Here is a 20,747-nt window from a genome sequence, read left to right as displayed (position 1 = left end):
TTCGATCTCGCGATAGTCATACGACCTGCCTTCGGTTCAATGCAGAGTCATTGATGATTCGTCACATCGTTTTGTTCTCCGCCAAAGATAAGGCTCATGTCGACCAAATTATCGATGGCCTATCCGTTCTTACCACAATCCCGCACGCGCGGCGGCTCGAGATTGCTCGCAACTGCAAGACCGACGAGCTTGCCAATGACATCGACGTCGTGGTCTATGGTGAGTTCGAAAATGAGAGGGAACTTGCGGCGTACAAGGCGCATGATCTATATCAGGAGTCCATCAAGCGGGTCCGTCCGCTTCGGGAGCTGCGGTTCGCGGCGGACTACACTGTGTTGACGGATGCGCGTTCTGCTTGAACGAGAACGACAAGTCAACGCGATCAGCGCATCGGGTCCATTGATGCAGAATAAGGCAGATGATAGGGCTCGCGAGCCGACGGAGCTCCAACGAGCGGCACTCTCGTTAGAATTGACGTCACAAGTGCTGCGCGTTTTATTGCACTCCAGCTGACAGCGATCAATAGGCCGATGCACGTCCGCGAATTGCAGTGGATTGAACCCGTTACGGCGATGCGACGTCTCGCGCATCGACCTCACCTCACGTTTCTCGATAGTGCAGCAAGACAGGGGGTGCTTGGGCGCTACTCCTATCTAACATGCGATCCATTCGGGATTTATATGATCGTGGACGGACGAGCGAGTTGGAATGGAGATGCTCTCAAGGGCGATCCATGGGACGCGCTCCGCGCGATTCTGGCCAAGTATCCTCAAGAGCATCGCCCGGACCTCCCCCCCTTTCAGGGAGGCGCAGCTGGCTTTTTTGCTTACGATCTGAACACGACATTGGAGCGACTACCGCTGCCTGCGATTTCTGGTCAGCGTTTGCCTCAGTCCATCCTGCACTTTTACGACCTCGTTGTCTGCTTCGATCACCGTCTGGGCAGATGCTGGATTGTATCCTCCGGATGGCCGGAGCGGGATCCCGGACGCCGTACCGAGCGCGCAGGTCGGCGCGCCCATGAGTTTGCAGCTCTTCTCGCGCGCCGAATGTCGCCGCCGAACAACTCCACGGCCACAGTGGGCTCTTGGCATTCGAACTTCAGCCGTGAAGGCTATATTGCGGCGGTACAGCGCGTGATCGACCTGATCCTGGCTGGCGATGTCTTTCAAGCAAATATTGCGCAGCGATTCAGCGCCCGGCTATCGCCTTCATTTGATCCACTTGCCTTCTACTGCCGGCTGCGGTCAGTGAACCCGGCGCCCTTTTCGGCCCTGCTGCGTTACGGGACGCTGACCATTGCATCAAGTTCGCCGGAACGCTTTTTGAAGCTCGACGGACAAACAGTCGAGACACGACCGATCAAGGGCACGATTGCGCGTTCCGCTGATGCGACAGAAGATCGATGTCGCGCTGAAGCCCTTCTTGCGTCCGAAAAGGACCGCGCCGAGAACACGATGATTGTTGACCTCTTGCGCAACGATCTCTCGCGGGTTTGTACTCCGGATTCTGTCGATGTTCCCGCCCTATGCAACCTCGAATCCTATGCCTCGGTGCACCACCTCGTGTCGATCGTTGTGGGGCAACTCGCAGAGGGGCAGGACGCCATCAGCGCACTCCGAGCTTGCTTTCCCGGCGGCTCCATTACCGGGGCGCCTAAGATTCGATCGATGGAAATCATAGCGGAAATCGAACGAGTCGCACGACAGGTCTATTGTGGATCGATCGGCTTCATCGGCTTCAACAGATGCATGGACACGAACATTGCGATCCGCACTGTGACGATGGACGACGGGCAGGCCGTGTTTCATGCGGGAAGCGGGATCACCGCGATGTCGGATCCCTCGGCCGAATATGACGAGACGCTCGCCAAGGCAGAGCGAATCTTTGACGCGTTTCGTCCTGAGACATATGTTGCAACTTGATTGTTATCATCGACAATTACGACTCCTTCGTCTTCAACATTGCGCGCTACTTCCGCAAGCTTGGCGAAGCAACGGAGGTGATCCGAAATGATGCGCTAAGCGTCTCCGATCTTGTCGGCGTCAATCCACGCGCGGTGGTCATCTCGCCCGGCCCCTGCACTCCACTAGAGGCCGGAATAACGACCGCAGTCGTCGGCGAGCTTTCCGGTCGCGTTCCGATTCTCGGCATCTGCCTCGGACACCAGTCCATTGGCAGCGTTTTTGGCGGAAGCATCGGGCGCGCACGTCGTCCCATGCACGGCCGCTCCTCACATGTAACCCATGATGGTCGAGGGCTATTCCAAGGACTTCCATCCCCACTTTGCGTTGGGCGCTACCATTCTCTTGTTGTTGAACTCGATGAATCGTGCGCACCGCATCTTGCGGTAACAGCCCGTTCCGACGATGGCGAGATCATGGCCCTCGCACACCGCTCACACCCGACCTACGGGGTACAATTCCATCCAGAATCGATCCTTACCCAACAAGGTCATGCGCTTCTTATGAATTTCCTCCGGCTCGCAACTGAGTTTGTTGGCCCGGCCGCCTAGTCAAATTTGTAGAGGTCAGGAAGAATGGCTGGACCCCTCTCCCACTCGACCCAGCTTAGGTCGATGACCGCCCCTCAGCGAGAGATCGATTGCAGGACTTCCGCGCTGATTAAGTAACATCGTCGCCCGACTTGAAACCAACCGGTCTCCTCAACCAGCTCGCCCAAACTCACGTGAGATGTAAAAAGGCCCCCGGCGGGCATGCCGGAGGCCTTCCTTGGAGGTCGAACTTAGATTTGGTTCTCCTTCTGCTAGGTTTGTTAGAAGCTGCGCTGAGCTCGGAGCAACAGGACGAGGCTGTTCTGATCTTTGAGCTCGTAGGCAGCTCCGGGCTTTGCGGTCCCTGATTGCAGCGGAAGAGTCACGGTGCTTCCGCTTGCAAATTTCTGATCGAGCATCACGTACGCGAGTTCGCCCGTGAACGTCAGGTTCTTGACAGGCGTCCACCCCGTCTTCGTGCCGATAACAGCGTAATTAAAGTCGGGATTGCAGCCGGCAAGACCGCTCGAGAGAGCAACAGTTGCGACGACCGCTCCGCAGATGTAGCCCTTAGCCGTGTTGTTGTACCGCACAGCAGCCCACGCGCCGAAGACGGACGTATTCCAGTAGGGATCCCAATTGTGGGTGTAGCCACCGTTGAAGCCGTACGTCGTGGTTAGCTGCTGACCGGCACCCGTGACGAATACGGAATCAGAGACACCAGCAAAGCCGAGACTTTGATATGCTCCAGCCAGACCCGAACCACCGTACATCGCGTAGGTGCTGGGCATAAAGTCCTCGAAGTTGTATCTGCTCGCCCCGTTGGTATACACGGCTGTCAAGTTGATCGTGTCACCAGGACCGGTGGGAAGATTCTTGATGGACAACGCCACTTGTCCAGCCCAGCCCCACTTGTCGCCTGGATGACCGGTCGTTTCGTCGGCGCCATAGTAGGCAGCGTGGTTGTCATGCGCGGCGAACGACGCCTGGAAAAGCCCCCAAGCCTGGTCGACGCGGACTCTCGCCACAAGGTCCGGAGCTCGCGAACCGCCGATATCGTTGGCACCGTAAGCCCCGGTCGCAATACCTGCGGCCGTCGCGCCACTCACGTTCCAAATGTTGGTCGTGTAGTTTGCGACCTGATCTTGGAGTGAGAAAGAAGCCGTAATGCCCTGACCGAAATCGGCGGTGTAAGAGACCTGATTCACCGGATCCCAACCAGCGGCTCCTGGCATTTCCAGATTGTTCGCGGCGTATGAGCCCCACGGAGTTCTGAACTGCGACTCGGCCTTACCAAATGTAAACCCGGCGAACTGGATAAAGGCATAGTAAACACCGAGCGACCCACCAGCGATGGCAGAACCGACCGACGACGTGTAAGTGGTCGAACCGTTTACGGCAGTTGTGCCAGCACCGGCATAGGTGCCGCTGGTCCAGGTGAAAACGAGTTCAGCGAATGTCCGGACCACTCCGTACTCGGTCGCGGTGCGCGTATCGATCTGCAGATCCTGGCGGGTTCGCCAAGTATAATAATTGCTGAGCCGGTTCCGTGCACCCGCCACGCCGCTTGTTGCACCATCAAAGTCGCTACTCGTGCCCAGCACGGTATCGGCGCGGAGATACCCACCGAGCTTGATGCACGTGTCAGTGCCAGGAATGTAGTAGAATCCCGCGCCATATAGCGAACAGATCTTCACGTATTCGATCGCTTTGGCCTTTACAGGCAGGTCGGCAGCCTGCACCCCACCTGCAGCGATTAGTCCCGCCGCCGAAGCGAGCAAAAGGCTCTTCATCATCTTCATAAACGTCCTCCAAATTCTCTGGTCAAGATGACGGCTCACCCATTACGGAAGAGCTCTTCACCTCTGCCCCCGCCCCCAAATCATTCTCGACCAGCAGGGGATCCTCGAACGCCAACTGGCAACTTGAAACCAGTGAACGTCGCGGTACGGATCATTCCGCAACTCGCTCGCTTACGTTGACAGATTGCGTTCGGTGTTGAATGAGAAACTTCGTACGTAACGGACGAATGGAGGCAACCGCTCTGCGGCCGTGCTGTTGTCACCTCATATCCGTACGTATCGTACGCGTTTCTCTCGTACGTTCTCTACAACGTGCTGCCTAGTCGACGCCTAGGACCTCATCCGACACGATGAGCATGGCAGATGCTTAGCAGTTGCTAATGCCGCGGTGCATGTGCAGCTTCAGGTCGGAGAGCCAGCCTCCAATCAGCGCGATAGATGCAGGCTAACGATGACTCGCGTGTGAGCCACTATCATTCATCATCCCAGGCGTTCGTATGAAGACGACCACACGCTGCGCAGTCGTCGATTGCCGACGCGATTAACCTAAGGTGCCGCTGAGAATGACGGCGCTCGTCGCGACTTCTTCTGCTTTCAGGCGTGCGGCGCGCTCCGCGAGGTTTATGGCATACGCGGCGGCAAGATTGGTGGAAAGCATTGAGATGGTCACGTGACATGGAATCGCATCCTTCGCAATTCGCAGCAAAACGCGTCGCCCGACCGATGTGGACCGCCACGTCTCTTGTGGGCGCCGCCAGTCGATCCCGGACAGCGAGGGGGATTGAGGAATGTCCCCAATAGTGAGCCTTACGAATAATTCCGGAGATGGTCGAGGTTCGGGATCCTCACCATTCTTTGTGCGGCCGGTCATTTCGAGTGATCAGGAAGATCGGCCAGCGAGGCCGAGGTATTCCCGCTTCGTATGAAGCTGAGTATCGCGCAGGAAGCAGTCCTCTGATTCAAGCAACCGCAATCGGATATTATGGAGAAGAAGCAAATCAGATTAAGCTGAGTGTGGAGGGCTCTACTCGACCTTTAATCGACAGTGGATTGTCCCGACGCACATGAGCATGGATCCAGCCGCTCTTTGTTGACGCTGACGCCCGCGCTCCGACGCCAGATCGTCGAAGACGTCGCCGCGATTTTGGCGGAGATCCCTCATGAAGTCCGAGCTGGTCACACCGAGCCGCTTGGCGCGCCAAGCCGTAGTATACATCCGGCAGTCGACGTCCCACCAGGTTGTAAGGCCTCGCTCATGAATAAGTGAATCTGCGTTTGCTCGCGATTTCAAGTGGTGGGATTCCCGTCCGGGTATGATGCTTGTAGCATCTGCTTGTGATTGATGAATCGGCCATCCGTGGGCGATTTGAGGCGCTCGATCCTTTGCTGGACGAACGCGGACGGCGGCGTTTTGTGGCGGCGGAGGCCTTGACGGCCGGCCATGGAGGCATTGTCGCGGTGTCGCGGGCCACCGGGGTCGCCCGTAGCACCATCGGGCGGGCACTCGCGGAGTTGCCTGTGGTGAGGAGCTTGATCCAGAACGGGTCCGCAGGCCAGGTGGCGGACGCAAGCCGTTGCCAAAGTCATGCGAGCGTTGAACGACCGTGACCTGAAACTGCCGCGTCGTGATCGGGATGGCGACTTGTGCGCTGGACGCGCGCGACGCTGGCTGCTGTCGCGGCGATCTTAAAGAACCCCGCATACGCAGGCGCCTTTGCCTATGGGCTCGCTTGATCGACTGGCCGATCCGAGTCCGATTTTTTCTCCCGACTGGAATGAATTCCCGCCGCGAAGATAATACCCTTCTTCGGATGGCGTCAGCCCGGAGCGACGCGAAAACCTGGGATCCTGTCGTCACGATCTCGACCAGCGGCTGGCCCGGGCAAGGCTGCTCGGACCGAGTTCCAACTCACGGCGCGGCTGCGCATGCTGATGTATCTCGCGCGAAGAAGCGCGGCATACAGCGGCCGTCCTCTTGGCGCGACAGTACTGAACATGTTGTGATGAGCGCCAGCAAAAAGCGTGAATGGTTCAATGGGAGGCAGTGCAGTTCTCATAGGCTAGTTGCGGCTGCCGAGCCGAGCCAAGCCGGGGCGCCAAGTCACTTCAATCGAAACCCAACTACTGCGCCCTTCGCCGAAGATCAACTAGTCCTGCTAACAAGTTCACCCAACTACACCAATCTGCCAGGGTACAAACTCATATCGGCCGACGTTCAAATTCTCACTCTTGCTACGCACGCCGGAGGCCGTCCTCAGGATCAAGTCGAAGATACGTTGGCCCATCTCCCGTACACTGACCGTACCGTCAAGGATTTCACCGCAATTGGCGTCCATATCTTCCTCCAGCCGGCGAAACATGGGGGTGTTACTGGCCAGCTTTATAGACGGCGACGGCTTAGCTCCGAACATGGAGCCTCGTCCCGTAGTAAAGGCAATAAGATTTGCTCCGCCTGCGACCTGCCCTGTTGCGGAAACTGGATCAAACCCCGGCGTATCCATGAAAACAAGACCGCGCTCTAACACGGGCTCTGCATACCTGTAGACAGCCATTAAGGGGCTCGTGCCTCCTTTCATTGCGGAGCCAAGCGATTTCTCAAGAATATTTGCAAGGCCGCCTATCTGATTGCCGGGACTCACGACGCCGTTGATTTGGACGTCGCGCCCGGCGGTGTATTCGTCTTTCCACCAGCGGAGGCGCTCAATCAACTTTTCTCCCACCTCGCGACTCACGGCGCGGCGCGTGAGCACGTGTTCTACGCCATAAATCTCTGGAGTTTCAGATAGAACGGCAGTGCCGCCATTACGGATCAGGATGTCGACCGCTACTCCCAATGATGGATTGGCCGTAATGGAAGAAAATGCATCAGAGCCGCCACACTGGAGTCCAACAGTGAGATGACTGGCCGGCACTGTCGTCCGCCTTGCGCGATCAACCTCGGGGAGCAGTTCTTTGACAGCAGCGATGCCGGCTTCGATCGTCTTCCGTGTACCGCCGACTTCTTGCATTGTGAATGTACGTAAGCTCGCCCCCATCTCAAGGTTCTGCGACGACATCAGTCCAGCGACTTGGTTGCGCTCGCAGCCCAGGCCGACAACCAGAACTGCAGCGAGGTTAGGATGGCGAATGTAACCCGCCATCGTTCGGCGCAGGAGATCCATCGGCTCTCCCGTCATTTCCATGCCACAACCCATGGCATGCGCGAATGCCACGACGCCGTCAACGTTTTGATATGCTGCTAACCGCTCGGAAGTGAACCAGTCCGCGATCCCATGGACGGCAGTCGCCGAGCAATTCACCGTTGAAATCACGCCAATATAGTTACGAGTCGCGACGCGACCGTCCGGGCGGACAATACCTTGAAATACCGCTCGGCTTGCTAGCGGAAGCAGTTCAACCGGACGATAATCACGGGAGTGGGCATAGTCTCGATCAAATTCGCGAAATTTGATGCTATCATTGTGAATGACGGCGCCGGCCGGAATGTCTTCCGACGCAAAACCAATGACTACATTATACTTGCGGATTTCTACGTCGCGCTTGATCGGGCTCGAAGCGAGCTTTTGACCGGCCGTTACGCAGTCTTTCGCTACAATTCCTTCACTAGGCAACTCCGTGCCTGCAGCGATCGCCACGCGCGCAATGACAATGTTATCGTCCTTATGGAGCCGGATTACCAAGCCGGTCATTTGCGGCTCGAGCCGTTCAGCCATGAAAGCGATCTCCAATTAATTCACGAAATGAAGGAGGCCAGGCGGCTCACGGCTCCGCCATCGCGCGGTGACCGCGAGGGCCCTCTGAGTATTCAGCGTCTCCTCATCCGAGCACGACAGCATTATGCTGGCCCGCTGATGAGTAAACGAGCGGAAGCAATCTGGCTCCAATGAGGTGGCCCAAGCATGAGTCGTCCGGCGCAGGAATGGCGATGTGCATGAATGATCGCCAACCGTCAGCATACGATTTGCTATTCAGAGATGGAACGCTCATTTTTGGAAGCGAAGAACGTCTCTATTTGTCCTATTAACCTTCCTTCTAGCGGCCGGCAAAGCTCCAGCTTGCCTCAGGAAGGTACGTCTCTTTTATGACGCGTGGAGAGGTCCACCGCAGAAGGTTCATCCAGGACCCTGCCTTGTCGTTCGTGCCACTCGCCCTTGCGCCGCCGAAAGGTTGCTGTCCAGTTACCGCACCTGCGCTCTTATAGTTGACGTAAAGGTTGCCTGCGGCGTTAGCGAGAATGGTTTCGGCTTGAAGCAGAGCCTTGCGGTCCACGCAGTAGATTGAACCCGTTAACCCGTAGTCGCTGGTAGAGTCGACGAGCCGCAAGGTCTCCTCCCACGCGGCATCGTCGTAAACGAAGACGGCCAGCACTGGTCCGAACAGCTCATGGCACATTAGCTCATGCTTTGGGTCAAACACTTCGATCACAGTCGGTTCGACAAACCAGCCCGGATCGGTCCACGACTTGCCACCGCAAACAATGCGCGCACGAGTATCGTCCTTCGCCTTCCCGATACGTGTCGCTAGACGGTCATGGGAAGCGCCGTCGATGACAGCTCCCATAAACGTATCGCGGTTCGCGACATCGCCAGTTTGAAGCAACTCTATACGCTCGTGCAAATTCGATTTGACTGCAGGCCAGAGGCTCTTAGGGATGTAGGCGCGCGAAGTAGCGCTACATTTTTGACCTTGATATTCAAACGCACCACGGATCAACGCGGTTGTGACCGCAACTGCATCCGTCGAGGGGTGAGCGATGAGGAAGTCCTTGCCGCCCGTCTCTCCTACCATACGCGGGAAAGTGCGATAGCGTTCGATGTTGGTTCCGATTGAACGCCATAGAGACTTGAAAACGTGGGAGGATCCAGTGAAATGTAGGCCCGCGAGATCTGGTGACTCCAGCACGACGCTACTCGTCTTAGCCGGATCTCCCGGGACAAAATTTATGACGCCCGGAGGTAAGCCAGCCTGCTCCAGAATCTCAAAAAAGCGATAGTTGGCTAAAACGGACTTGTCTGATGGCTTCCAGACGCAAACGTTTCCCATCAGCGCCGGACCACAGGACAGGTTAGCGCCGATTGCTGTGAAATTGAACGGACTGACCGCATATACAAATCCCTCCAACGGACGCCAATCAGCGCGATTCACGGCGCTGGGCACAGTAAGCGGCTGGCTTGTATAGATTTTTTGCGCCTCGAACACGTTGAAGCGCATGAAGTCAATTAGTTCGCCTGCTGCATCTGGTTCGGCCTGGTCTATGGTCTTGCTCTGCCCAAGCATTGTGACAGCCGTCATCATATGACGGCGCTCGTGCGCGACAATCTCGGCGGCTCTCAAAAATACACTCGCGCGCTTATCGAACGGCAGACCCGACCACTCCCGTGCCGCTTTTAGTGAATCCGCAATAGCAGCCCGGACGTCGGTATCTGATGGGCGATGGATACGCGCGAGAAGACGCCCTCGGTCATGCGGCGCCCGGACCTCTTGGACATCATTGGAGAAGATCCGGCGACCGCCGACGACAGCCGGAATTTCGACAACATCCTGCGAGTTCAGATGGCGTTCAAGCTCCTCGCGTGCACTCGGATTGCCATGGTAGTCAAACTCTGGTTCATTGGACGGTCGCGGGAACGTCGGGAAGCCATTCATGTTGGTCGTTCTTTCTAACGCGGACTGAACAACGTCACGATGATCGTGAAGATGTTGGAGCCGACTTTCCAGTAAGGAGGAATGTTCTTTCTTGTTCGGATCACGGTGATTGAGGGAGGCGGTGCGGCCGCCGCAGAAGACATGGGTCTGAGAGTTCTGTTTTCATCGTTGAACGATAGAGTAAGTGTGGTGTCGCACAGATGAGAGGTCAGTCACAAAGCCGCCGCGCGAAGAACCCCGAAGGTCATCACGACCAGCGGCCTTCATGGAGAAGGCCGCGAGAACTTGATCGCTCGCCCTAAATAGCTCGACGATGCATAGAGTTTTCTACCCAGCGTCTGAGTCTCGATTAGGCATGGGGCGCTTGAATGCCGCGGACCAAATCAGCAACGGTATCGCTCACAACGGAAGCGCTGAGGGGCGCCCGCCGCGCGGCTAAAGCGGCACGAGCGTCGCACTGCACCGCAGTGCGTAGTCCAGCCGGTGCCCTTAGCACCGCATTTGCAAATGCGACGCTCGCTTCGGTTGGCCATACCTCTTCATACTCGCCACGGCCATGCCCATGCGTGACGGTAGGCACTGACGTGTGAGTAGCAGCCATTTGCTCGCGGCGCCGTGTTGTCGCCGGTGTATCAAGAATGCCCGACTTGACTATGACGCCATAGACTTCTGCTGCTTCTGCCTCATCTAGAAGGCCGTTCGTTACATCCTCCACAACGAGAGCAGCGGGACGCGTCGTCGGATCGCCAAACCCGCCCCCCGACGGCGAGACCATTAGTATCCGGTCTCCTCGTTGCATTGAAAGCACGCCACCGCGACCAAAGGTCGTTTTCTCACCCCCACGCAACAACCAAGTCTCGCCGCTGCGGCCGGGATGGCCGCCCTGCACGCCCCAAGGCTGAAACCGGAACCGATCCAAGCCACGCACCATAATTTTCGCCTGGGCGGCTTGACACTCAACTTCGATGCATACCGAAGCGCCACCCCGATAACGACCATGGCCAAAACTTGATGGTACTAACGCATGCTGCCGGATTACTAGTGGGGTTTCGGCTTCCACATACTCGACGGGCGAACTTTTCAAATAGTTGACCAGAGTATCGGTCGCATCCACGCCGTCGGCTCGGTAGCGCCCCCCCGATCCGCCTGAGAATGGTTCGACCACTTCCACTCGCGTCCGCCCGCTGTGTTCCTGCCAGGAAACGGCGATATTGCCGGCTTGGCCTGCGCCGCTGGCGATAATGCCACCATCAACCGCTTGGTTGAGACACCCCATCAGCGCGTCGTAGCAGCGCATAACCGTCATCCAGCGATTACCCATGGCCGCGGGATACTCCGCGTTCATCACCGTACCAGAGGGCGCATGACTACGCATTGGTCGCAGAACCCCACTGTTCACTGGAGTGGAGGGTTCGATTGAGTAGATGTAGTTGGTTAGCCCAAGACAGAGAGATGAATGCGCACGCATGCCCCCAGTGATAAAGTTTGAAGCGGCCTGCACCTGGGGATCGCTACCCGTGTAATCAATTTCCGCTTCATCGCCCGCAATGCGCAACCGACAATGAATATGCACGGGATCTTTGGTGCCGCTGCCCTCAAGATAATCGGAGAATTCATACTCGCCGTCGCGCAATTTGGCGATCACAGATCGTGCCTTTGCCTCCGCATAGTCCATCACGTCGTTGATCCCTTGGCGAAGGGCAACCACGCCGACACGCTCGCAAAGGTCGTTCATCCTCAGTTCGAGCACCCTCAAACCGGCCATCATTGCTTCGAGATCACCCCAGAGGGCGTCTCCGATTCGAGAGTTATCTTGCAGGAAGTTGCGAAGATCATCGTTCATCACCCCGCCGCGTATCAGCTTGGTGGGACGAATCCGGAAGCCTTCCTGATGACATTCATGCAGGTCTGGCGAGACGCTCCCGGGCACGGCGCCGCCGATGTCCGTGCAATGGATGAAGCACCAAGCGAACGCGACCAGATCTTTGCCATAGAACAGCGGCAGCGCCAGATAGATATCCATCTGATGTGTAACAAGCCCACCGCTATGGAAGGGGTCATTGGTAATCAGCAAATCCCCGGGGGCGATGTCCGAATAATGCTGAAGGAAAGGTGCGAGCGTTCGCTCGGTGCCGGTGGCAGAACCGGTGTACAACGGCATGGCGAAGCTCTCGCCACTCGGGCTTGCAAGCGCTACCGAGAAATCCTGTGTCTGTTTGATGAACGTCGTGTGCGCTGTACGAAAGGCGACTGTGGCCGCCTCTTCTGTCATCGCGGCAAACCGATTCTTCATAATTTCAGTGCGTGCGATATCCATCGCTTAGTTCTCCTTGCTCAGCAAGATGTCACCCAGTGCACCGACTTCCGCCCGAAATCCCGGCGGCACCAAGATCGTTGCCAATTCGTGCTCGATCACGGTCGGACCGAGCTGCGTCCAGCCCGCGGCGAGATCAGAACGGCTAAATATGGGACAGCCCGGCCACCAACGTCCGCGGAAGCGCAAATCGCGATGCGATGTTGCCGCGACCTTGACCGACGCCTTGGCATCCGTCATCGCATGAGGTTTCGCTTGTCGGCCGAACGTGCGCACCAACAGTTCATTGATAGCTACTGGTGCTCCGGGGTTTGCATAGCCGAATAGCTTTTCATGCTCGGCGTCAAATGCGGCAGTAAAGCCAGCCATTCCGGCATGGCTGCGCAATGCCTCTGTGATATCTACCGGAATGGTGAAGGACTGTGCGGCATAGCGCATTTCGGCGAGGTACAGCTCATCAATTTGTTTGACCTGCCCGCCGGCCGCCTGATTTGCCACCCACGCGCGTCCTGACTTCGCGAGCTCGTCGAAAATGCGACCCATCTTGTCGGCATCCAGATCCATCCCCGTTACGCTACGTACAGCGTCGTGCACCAAGTCGGCCGCTAGACAGCCAAACGCGCAGAACACAGATGAAAGGCGGGGCACGAGGATACGTTTGATTCCCACCTCCTCCGCCAGCAACGGCCCGTGGATGCCGCCTGCACCACCAAAAATCATCAGCGTGAGATCCGCCGGACCAATACCTGCGCGCGCAAGGAATGGGAGCACTTTGGCCAACATATTGCTCGTAGCGATTTCGATGCAGCTTTCGGCTGCAATAATCACATCACCTCCTCCCACCTCCGCGATGGGCTCCATCGCTTTCTCAGCGAGCGCCCGCGACAACGGGAGACGCCCGCCAAGCAATCCAAGCGGCGAGAGGTAGTTGCAAAGGAGATACGCGTCAGTAAGCGTTGGTGCAGTGCCTCCCATATCATAACAGGCAGGACCAGGCTTCGAACCGGCGCTGCGAGGGCCGACTTTCAGCACCTTCCCGTCCAGCCAGATGATAGAACCTCCTCCCGCACCCATTGCCTCGATTGCCGTCACGGGCAACAAGAGCGGAAAATCGCCAACCTCGGCCTGGGCTGTGAGCGTCGGGCGCCCGACCTGCACCAACGACACGTCGGTCGAGGTGCCCCCCATGTCCATGGTCAGAATCTTCTCGTTCCGGGTCCATTCCGCAAGAGTGCGCGCGGCTGTCACACCTGCGGCAGGACCTGATAACAGGGTGTGCACCGGCAACCGACAAGCCTCGGTTCCCGACATGACACCGCCATTCGATTTTGTCACAAGCAAGCGCGCATTCGGCAAGCGGCGACGCAGAAATCCGTCAACCTCTCCGATATAGCCGGCCATGAGCCGCTTTACGTACACGTTCAACAAGGTCAGCACCGCACGTTCGTACTCTGACTGCTGCGGCCAAACCTCATGCGAGGCAACAATATCGAGTTCGGGGAACGCCGCGCGGGCGATCTCCAACAATTGCTCTTCATGAACCGAGTTGCGGTAGCTATGCAAAAGACATACGCCAATGGCGATTGCACCGCTCTTCTTTGCCTCCGCTACCGCGGCGATGACCGATTCATGGTCCAGCGGAATTTCCACGCTTCCATCACCGCGCAGACGCTCCTTGACTTCAAATACCATGCCCCTCGGCACGAGCGGCGTTGGCCGCCGGCCAAACATATCCATGGAATGATCTAGACGGAGTCGAGCAATATTCAGGATGTCTCGATACCCCTGCGTAGTAATCAACGCGATCGGCGGCTCGGATCGTTCGATAATCGCATTAGTGCCGACCGTCGTACCATGAACGACCAGAACGGAGTCGTTCTTACGCACGCCCTGGCGTTCGAAGATGGCCTCCAACCCTTCGATTACCGACCGAGCGAACTGAGGACGGGACGTCGGGATTTTCTGACCATCGATCTGGCGATAGCCATCAGCCTCGTCGCACCAAACGGCAAAGTCGGTGAAAGTGCCGCCGATATCGATGCCAATCCTTAACATGATGTCTCTATCCTATTAGTGAGCAAGAGCGATCCCTTTACTACGCCGAAGCTGGTGGGCCGCCGGAGGCCAGGCGCATTCGTGCACCTGCCGGTTATTATTCTCGTCGAACACAGCGCTTCCATTGAATTCAACAGCACTACTGTTCCGGACCTTCAAGACGCCCTCGTGCTTCGCCTCATACGGGCACGACCGATCGCAACAGCGATGGCTAGGCCAAACATCTTCAACTTCGGCTGCGACGAGGATTTGCGTCTGCACAAACCGCGCAGGCGTCGCCGACTGCCCAACGGGGGCTTAGGGCTTCTCCGGGCTTCAGCAGACTCCTCAAGGCGCCCTCGTAGTTCGTGATGATCATCTTCTTACTCTCACCCAGCGTATTGCATAGTACTATTACATATCGTGTACAGTTGCGCAATTGGTTTTTTGCCGGAGATTTCCTGCAGTCGCAGCGAGGGGGATCCCTCGGCCAAAGTCACCCTACGTACAAGGCCTGCTTTCGTCAGCTTCTCTTGTCGGCGCGCGCCACGGCCTCTTTTGCGCCAACCTTGTTTCGGCCGCTAATACAGACGATTGGCTCGTCAGCGCTGATGGCAACATGGCGAGCAGCAGTCTACTCTAGAGACCGCATTCGCACCGCACACGGAATCAGCGCCCGATTCCGACTCGGCATCAGCTACGCTTCTGTTGCAGTACGCGATGTATCTTGCTTCACGCCTGGATGGCAGGTAGCAACGAAGCTAACCGCAAAACGTCCGACTAACCAGGGTTGCGCACCTTGCGTTCGCCGGTAGCTGGCGAATTAGCCCCCTATCCGTCCTCCCGCCGATCGCGGCGTATGGAAGGGTGTATCAAACCGACTTCACTTCCCCTTCCGCTTTCAGTTTGCGGAGCGTTCGGCGAAATGCATACACGGTACGCTCGATCTCAGGTGCTCCATGAGCCGCCGATACGAAACCGCCGGGCGTGAAGAAATCAACGCCATGGCTCATCAGGCTCATACGGATCTTCCCTCTCAGTGGGTTCACGTTGCTGGCACCCTTTAGCTTCTCGAACGGAATTTTCAGCGGATCGAAGGTTGCCGGATCGATCGGATCGTTCCAGGGATTGGGATAGATCAGGAAGACCGAAGATTCCCCATAGACGCCCCACGGCACGCTCTCCTCTATCAGTACCTGGCGCAGGGCCGAGCGTAGCTCCGCCGCGGTTCGGTTGGCCTTCTCGGCGAGCTTCTCGTCGCGCACTAGCGATAGCGCCGTAACGGCAGCGGCTGCCGACAATGGATTGGCGTTGTATGTGCCGGGATGGGCAATTCTCTCGTGGTTCTTCGCAGCGCTGGCCGCGTGATCGATGCGGTTTATAATTGCAGCACTGCCAGCCACCGCACCACCTGGCAAGCCGCCCGCCACGATCTTGCCCAGGATGCACAGATCGGGGGTAACTCCGAGCGCCTTCTGCGCGCCGCCGACGGACCAGCGAAATCCGGTGATGACCTCGTCCATTAACATCACGACGCCCTTCTTCGTCGTGACGTCGCGGACCGCCTGAACAAAGCCCGGTGGCAGCGGCACCTGGCCCCACGATGCGCCCGAAGGCTCAAACATCACTGCCGCAATGTCGTCGTGTCGCTCGATCAGCTGCACGATGTTCGATACGTCGTCGGTTGGCGTTAGGATTGTCAAATCGGTAACGCTCTGCGGCACACCTGGTGTGGTCGTTCCATCATAGTGCGAAATTGCGCCGGGGGCGACATGGTCATGCCAACCATGAAAGTGCCCCTTGAAACGCACGATCTTTTCCTTTCCAGTGTATGCACGGGCAAGGCGGATCGCCATGTGTGACGCCTCCGTACCGGACGCCGTGAACCGCACCTTCTCTGCGCACGGGATCAGCTCACACACAAGCTCAGCCCAGCGCACCTCGAGCTCGTGACTCGCCCCATAGTGCGTGCCGAGATCCATCTGGCGCTTGACGGCCTCAACGACCGCCGGATGCGAATGCCCGAGCAGCATGGCGCCGTGGCCACAGAAGTAGTCCACATACTCGTTGCCATCGACATCCCATTTGAGCGGCCCCATGGCACGCCCGACGTGGATTGAATAGGGATCGAGATAGCGGGCGTCATGTGTAATGCCGCTCGGCAGTACCTTAGTAGCGCGTTCAAAGAGCTTGGCGGAGCCCTCGGTCTTGGCTTTGTAGTCAGTGACGATTACAGAATTTGTCAGCTCAGCCGTAGTCATCTTCCTCTCCTCGCTTTATCACTCGCACGCGCGGGGCCAACAGGCACAGCACGATTATCGACTTGAGCGCTTTGTTAGACGACAATCTCGTCAATAGCCGCGCCTTAGATCGATGACGTTCCTGAGGGCTTTCCCCTCCAGGAAGCGTTGGAGGTTGTCTGCGAAGACCTCAAAGATGAATTGCCCGTCGCTCGTTGAAGCTGCCGAGATATGCGGCGTCGCAATCACGTTGGGCATTGTCCAGAGTGGACTTTCGCAAGGCAACGGTTCTGCCTCAAAAACGTCAAGCATCGCCCCCGCGATGTTTCCCAATTCAAGCGCTTCGATCAAGTGCTCTTCCACCAATACATTTCCGCGCCCAATGTTCAGCAGGTAGGCGCTCTGACGCATATTCGTAAAACGCGCACGGTCCATCAATCCTGAGGTCTCTTGGGTCGCAGGTACAGCCATAACAACAAAATCGCATTGGGGCAGCATAGCGTCGAGATCAGACGCACCAAACAATTGATCAACGCAGGCTACTGGATAGGAGACATCCCTCTTCGAGCCGATTACAGTCATGCCGGCAGATTTTGCACGGCGCGCAATCGAGGTGCCGATTGAGCCAAGCCCAACAATACCAACCGTCATTGCGGATAGCGGCTTCACGCGCTGTGGCTTCCATTGTCGAAGTTCCTGGCATTTAAGAAGGCGAGGAAAGTTCCAGTGGAGCATCGTTATCCCACCGATCACATAGTCAGCGATAATCTCTCCGTGGATTCCGCGTGTATTGGTTACAACGACGTCGCCAGCGTTTTCTCTCAGTGTCCTCAAGTGATCGACCCCAGCAGCCGTACACTGAAACCAGCGCAACTTTCGAGCATTGGAGAGTTCAGATGGAACATCAAACGCCAGCAGAACGTCAACTTGCGGCAGAACGCCGTGAGCCGTCGCGTCACGTCCAACCAACACCCGCACTGTCGGGAACCGGGTCTCGATCATTGCCCGAATTTCATGGGCCATGGAGTGATCGATTAAAATCGTGATGCGGCCGGCTTCGACCAAAGATGAACCCTGCAAGATCAAAGCTCCTCGGGACAAAAGAACGTGCTTGGGACCTGCTCACCGGCATTGAAATGCCCAGCTGGACGTCATGTCAGCCCGGACGGTGCACCGCTCCTCGGGTGCCATGCGGGGGCCCGAATATCGGCCTCATCTTTATCGCGCCGGCTAGCAATTGATACAACGACGACTATCACGCAGCTGCGTCCAATGCGCCGAACACCGTTTCGGCTGTCGGCTTCGCTTCGAGCAGTTCCTCGAGCAAACTTCTGGACACAACCAACCGGGATTTCTCAGCGAGAAGCAGCGCCTTTGCTACAAGCTGCTCATCTGAGAGGGGATTATCGTAGTCACCCAAGGGGGAAATGACGAGCTCCTCGAAATAGCCATGTGACGAGCGGATGTTCACGCGTGCGGGCACCTTGAGCGGGTACATCGTGTCCAGTTGGGCGCTTACCTTTATCTCAACCGTTTGCGCAACACGGATGACATTTTCATCGCTAAGCAGGTGAGGCTTCAATGGAAGGAGGGCGGACAGGCCATGCGTGAGCGCAACGGCCATCACGAAAGGCAGGCTGAACTGCGCTGAGATCAGGTCTTTGGGCTGGGCAAGGTTCGGCAATGTCGCCGCGCGCGTGAAAGTTTCAATGAAGATCGATTGTATCCGAGCGCCGGAAGGTAGCCGGTCCACGATCTTGCTCGCCGCATCCACCGCACTGTGTAACCACCTGCAGCACGCGTAGCGTTTGAAGTACACTGCGTCGATAAAGAATGGCGGACTCTCGTTGCAGGCCGCCGCTCCCCAATCCCCGTACCTGGCGGGATTCGAGAAGGCCGCATCATAGCCACGGAATCCATCACCGGCGAGTTCAGCGGCCGCGAAGCCAGTGATCACCGACCAAGGGATGCCTTCCTTTACGTGCCCGCCTTGGAAACCAGAATAATCAGCAGCGAGCAGGTTGGGCGCATGCGACTCCGCGATGGTCAGGGCATGACGAGTGCGCTCAGCATCGAAGCCCCTCAACTTCGCGAGCGCCGCGGCCACACCAATGGCTGACCAACGGCCGGTTGCGACCGTCGCTTGGGCGGCGACGCTTCGCGTACTGGCGCAAGCGATACCAACCTGATAACCTGCAACAATTGCGAGCAGCATATCTTGTAGGTCGGCACCCTGTTCTTGTCCCTGTGCCAGGACCGCTGGAATTATCGCGGCGCCCGGATGGCCTGCGGCGGCACGATGTCCGTCATCAAGGTCAAGGATCGATGCCGCACTGGCATTGACGAAAGCGGCGCCGACGGGACAGAATCTCCCCTCGCCAAACCAGACACCGCTCTTTCCTCTGGCATAGGCCCGCTCGACCCAACGATGCGCCAGCACGACTGCCGGCTGCCCCCTCCCAGCGGCGACACAACCGAGAACATCGACCAGACATCGACGAGCTGCATGGAAGGTAGAGTCAGGCACGCCAGCAACTTCTAGGTTGACTACGTAACGCGCCAATTGATCAACTATTTCGTTCATCTTGTTTTCTGATGTGTTTTGAAGTGCTTTAGATTGGAACGGCGCGTTCTGCGGACGCGCTGCCACTACCAGCTCCCGGACTTCCAAGATATTCATTGGGTCAATTGGCCCACCTAATCATTCGGGTGGATAGAGGGTCGCGTGCCGATTCCTGTCTTGCAGGATAAGAACTCAGCTCGCAAGCCGTCGCGCAAAAAGGATCGCTTGCCTCAACGCCAGATCAGAGGTCGACAAGCCAAGGACACCATGCCGTGCATCGAGCGTTGAGCCTCACGCGCGAGCGGCGGCGAAACTGTCTGACGTGAGCAGAATCCTCAGATCAGAATCCATTCCTGAAAACGCTTGTTAAGCTCAACAAAATGGTCGGCCCAGTATTCGTCATTGACGAACACGTTCTTCGGACTGCTGAAGTCCGGAAGCCAGCGCCGCACCTTCGCGTCAACGACTTGCTCGGTGCCCTTCGTTACGGGGGAAGCACCAAGTCTGGCAGCGATCGAAGCTTGCTGAGCGGGCCGCGTGACGAACTCAAGAAATCGCATCGCAGCTTCCTTCCGCGGACTTCCTCTGAGGACGCTAAAGTATTGCATGTTGTTGATACATTGGTCGAGCGAGATATCAATTGATATACCCGCCTCGTTCGCAGCCTTAACCCGGTTCGCATAAGTGAGGCTATAATCGACCTCATTCGTCTGAACGAGCGACGTTCCTTGGGTGGTTTCTGCGAACCATTTGACGCGCGACTTGATTCGATCGAGCGCTTTGAAAGCACGATCTATATCTAGTGGGTACAGCTGGCTTGGCGCGACGCCATCGGCAACCAACGCGATTTCCAACGCCCCAGCCCCGAGCGAACTTTGAATTGCGCGACGGCCAGGGAAATTCTTGACGTCCCAGAACTGGGAGAAGTCCCTGGGTGGCTGTTTCGTTCGGTTTGGGTCATAGCCAATGCCGCCCGAATAAATGGCTGTGGGCACGGCAAACGAAGGCGGATTGCGAACAAACCGCGACGGATCAATTAGCTTGGTGTCGATCTGCTCCCAGAGCCCTTCCTTCGCGGCTCCATAGACCTTCGTACCGGGCCCATCGAACACATCCCACTGGACGTTGCCAGTTTCAACTTGAGCTTTGACCTTAGCAAGATCAAGACCATAGATAGGTTCGACAGAAATTCCAGTTTCAGCCGTGAACGGCTTTATCCAGAACTCCTTCATAAAGTCGCCATAGCTCCCGCCGTACGTCGCGAATGAAATAGTCGTAGCAGCGCGAGCTCGATGAGGTAGAACGAAGGGGGCCGCCAGAGACAATGTCGCTCCGAACCTCACCGCGCCAGCCAAGACATCTCGACGGTTCATAAGTGCCTCCCTCTCTTTGCAGTACGACATATTGCTTCGTAATATTTCATATCGAATACCACATTGCAAGTCTCTTTAGTTGGCCGCCACTTCGCAGCGTCGGCGAGGGGTCTCCGAAGCTTAAGGGACAAACAAGCCACACTTGGCCCGGATGAAGCAGGTTTGCAGTAATTGGGCTAACAAGCAGCATAACCGTGATGGGGCCGAATGCTCTCCGCTGACTGGCTCTTTGTTCGAAGCGAGGCATGAATCGCCAACTCAGATCCGCGCTAGACCGCTCG

The 20,747-nt window shown here is 57.1% G+C and carries 13 protein-coding genes and 1 pseudogene; 4 read left to right on the top strand and 10 right to left on the bottom strand.

The annotated features are described in order from the left end of the window. Positions 1–53: 53 nt before the first annotated feature. The 3 genes from IVB45_RS05525 (at position 54) to IVB45_RS05515 (ending at position 2,515) form a co-directional block, all read left to right on the top strand. Entirely contained in the window at positions 54–359 is a 306-nt protein-coding gene (locus tag IVB45_RS05525; RefSeq protein ID WP_247361423.1) for a Dabb family protein, read from the top strand. A 171-nt stretch (positions 360–530) separates the two neighbouring features. Beyond that, on the top strand, positions 531–1,925 hold the full coding sequence (gene pabB / locus IVB45_RS05520) for an aminodeoxychorismate synthase component I (protein WP_247361425.1): 1,395 nt from the start codon (positions 531–533) through the stop codon (positions 1,923–1,925). Beyond that, positions 1,922–2,515 (top strand): aminodeoxychorismate/anthranilate synthase component II, encoded by a 594-nt coding sequence (locus tag IVB45_RS05515; protein ID WP_247361427.1) that lies wholly within the window; start codon positions 1,922–1,924, stop codon positions 2,513–2,515. The genes pabB and IVB45_RS05515 overlap by 4 nt, the downstream gene beginning before the upstream one ends. Before the next feature lie 260 nt (positions 2,516–2,775). On the opposite strand, the gene IVB45_RS05510 is transcribed toward IVB45_RS05515, so the two are convergent. Both IVB45_RS05510 and IVB45_RS38870 read right to left on the bottom strand, forming a co-directional pair. Further along, the gene (locus tag IVB45_RS05510) at positions 2,776–4,296 is read right to left on the bottom strand and encodes a porin (RefSeq protein ID WP_247361430.1); all 1,521 of its coding nucleotides are present in this window, start codon (positions 4,294–4,296) and stop codon (positions 2,776–2,778) included. Positions 4,297–4,837: 541 nt separating this feature from the next. Continuing rightward, on the bottom strand, positions 4,838–4,966 hold the full coding sequence (locus tag IVB45_RS38870) for a hypothetical protein (RefSeq protein ID WP_256467191.1): 129 nt from the start codon (positions 4,964–4,966) through the stop codon (positions 4,838–4,840). Between the two features lie 665 nt (positions 4,967–5,631). Between IVB45_RS38870 and IVB45_RS05505 the strand changes: the two are divergent. Continuing rightward, a pseudogene (locus IVB45_RS05505) lies at positions 5,632–5,873 on the top strand (ISAzo13 family transposase); the annotation flags it as partial. Between the two features lie 588 nt (positions 5,874–6,461). Here the strand turns inward: IVB45_RS05505 and IVB45_RS05500 are convergent. From IVB45_RS05500 to IVB45_RS05465, 8 genes are all read right to left on the bottom strand, one after another. Beyond that, positions 6,462–7,985: an altronate dehydratase gene (locus IVB45_RS05500; protein ID WP_247361458.1), complete on the bottom strand. Its 1,524-nt coding sequence runs from the start codon at positions 7,983–7,985 to the stop codon at positions 6,462–6,464. 343 nt (positions 7,986–8,328) lie between these two features. Beyond that, complete coding sequence (pruA, locus tag IVB45_RS05495) at positions 8,329–9,942, bottom strand: L-glutamate gamma-semialdehyde dehydrogenase (RefSeq protein WP_247361432.1); 1,614 nt, start codon at positions 9,940–9,942, stop codon at positions 8,329–8,331. A gap of 349 nt (positions 9,943–10,291) precedes the next feature. Continuing rightward, the gene (locus tag IVB45_RS05490) at positions 10,292–12,259 is read right to left on the bottom strand and encodes a hydantoinase B/oxoprolinase family protein (RefSeq protein ID WP_247361435.1); all 1,968 of its coding nucleotides are present in this window, start codon (positions 12,257–12,259) and stop codon (positions 10,292–10,294) included. Positions 12,260–12,262: 3 nt separating this feature from the next. After that, positions 12,263–14,311, bottom strand: coding sequence for a hydantoinase/oxoprolinase family protein (locus IVB45_RS05485; protein WP_247361437.1), 2,049 nt, complete (start codon positions 14,309–14,311; stop codon positions 12,263–12,265). Between the two features lie 851 nt (positions 14,312–15,162). Further along, positions 15,163–16,551: an aspartate aminotransferase family protein gene (locus tag IVB45_RS05480; protein WP_247361439.1), complete on the bottom strand. Its 1,389-nt coding sequence runs from the start codon at positions 16,549–16,551 to the stop codon at positions 15,163–15,165. Positions 16,552–16,641: 90 nt separating this feature from the next. Next, a complete protein-coding gene (locus IVB45_RS05475) occupies positions 16,642–17,610 on the bottom strand; it encodes a D-2-hydroxyacid dehydrogenase (RefSeq protein ID WP_247361442.1) in 969 nt (322 codons plus the stop codon). A gap of 175 nt (positions 17,611–17,785) precedes the next feature. Beyond that, positions 17,786–19,180, bottom strand: coding sequence for an MmgE/PrpD family protein (locus tag IVB45_RS05470; RefSeq protein ID WP_247361444.1), 1,395 nt, complete (start codon positions 19,178–19,180; stop codon positions 17,786–17,788). Positions 19,181–19,428: 248 nt separating this feature from the next. After that, on the bottom strand, positions 19,429–20,466 hold the full coding sequence (locus tag IVB45_RS05465; RefSeq protein WP_247491446.1) for an ABC transporter substrate-binding protein: 1,038 nt from the start codon (positions 20,464–20,466) through the stop codon (positions 19,429–19,431). Between the last annotated feature and the right edge of the window lie 281 nt (positions 20,467–20,747).

The organism is Bradyrhizobium sp. 4, from assembly GCF_023100905.1.
Lineage (GTDB): Bacteria > Pseudomonadota > Alphaproteobacteria > Rhizobiales > Xanthobacteraceae > Bradyrhizobium.
This window is presented reverse-complemented; position numbering and strand designations above follow the sequence as displayed.

Coding starts and splice junctions, on each gene's coding strand:
- IVB45_RS05525 (WP_247361423.1), top strand. CDS start 54: ATGATTCGTCACATCGTTTTGTTCTCCGCCAAAGATAAGGCTCATGTC.
- pabB (WP_247361425.1), top strand. CDS start 531: ATGCACGTCCGCGAATTGCAGTGGATTGAACCCGTTACGGCGATGCGA.
- IVB45_RS05510 (WP_247361430.1), bottom strand. CDS start 4,296: ATGAAGATGATGAAGAGCCTTTTGCTCGCTTCGGCGGCGGGACTAATC.
- IVB45_RS05500 (WP_247361458.1), bottom strand. CDS start 7,985: ATGACCGGCTTGGTAATCCGGCTCCATAAGGACGATAACATTGTCATT.
- pruA (WP_247361432.1), bottom strand. CDS start 9,942: ATGAATGGCTTCCCGACGTTCCCGCGACCGTCCAATGAACCAGAGTTT.
- IVB45_RS05490 (WP_247361435.1), bottom strand. CDS start 12,259: ATGGATATCGCACGCACTGAAATTATGAAGAATCGGTTTGCCGCGATG.
- IVB45_RS05485 (WP_247361437.1), bottom strand. CDS start 14,311: ATGTTAAGGATTGGCATCGATATCGGCGGCACTTTCACCGACTTTGCC.
- IVB45_RS05480 (WP_247361439.1), bottom strand. CDS start 16,551: ATGACTACGGCTGAGCTGACAAATTCTGTAATCGTCACTGACTACAAA.
- IVB45_RS05465 (WP_247491446.1), bottom strand. CDS start 20,466: ATGAACCGTCGAGATGTCTTGGCTGGCGCGGTGAGGTTCGGAGCGACA.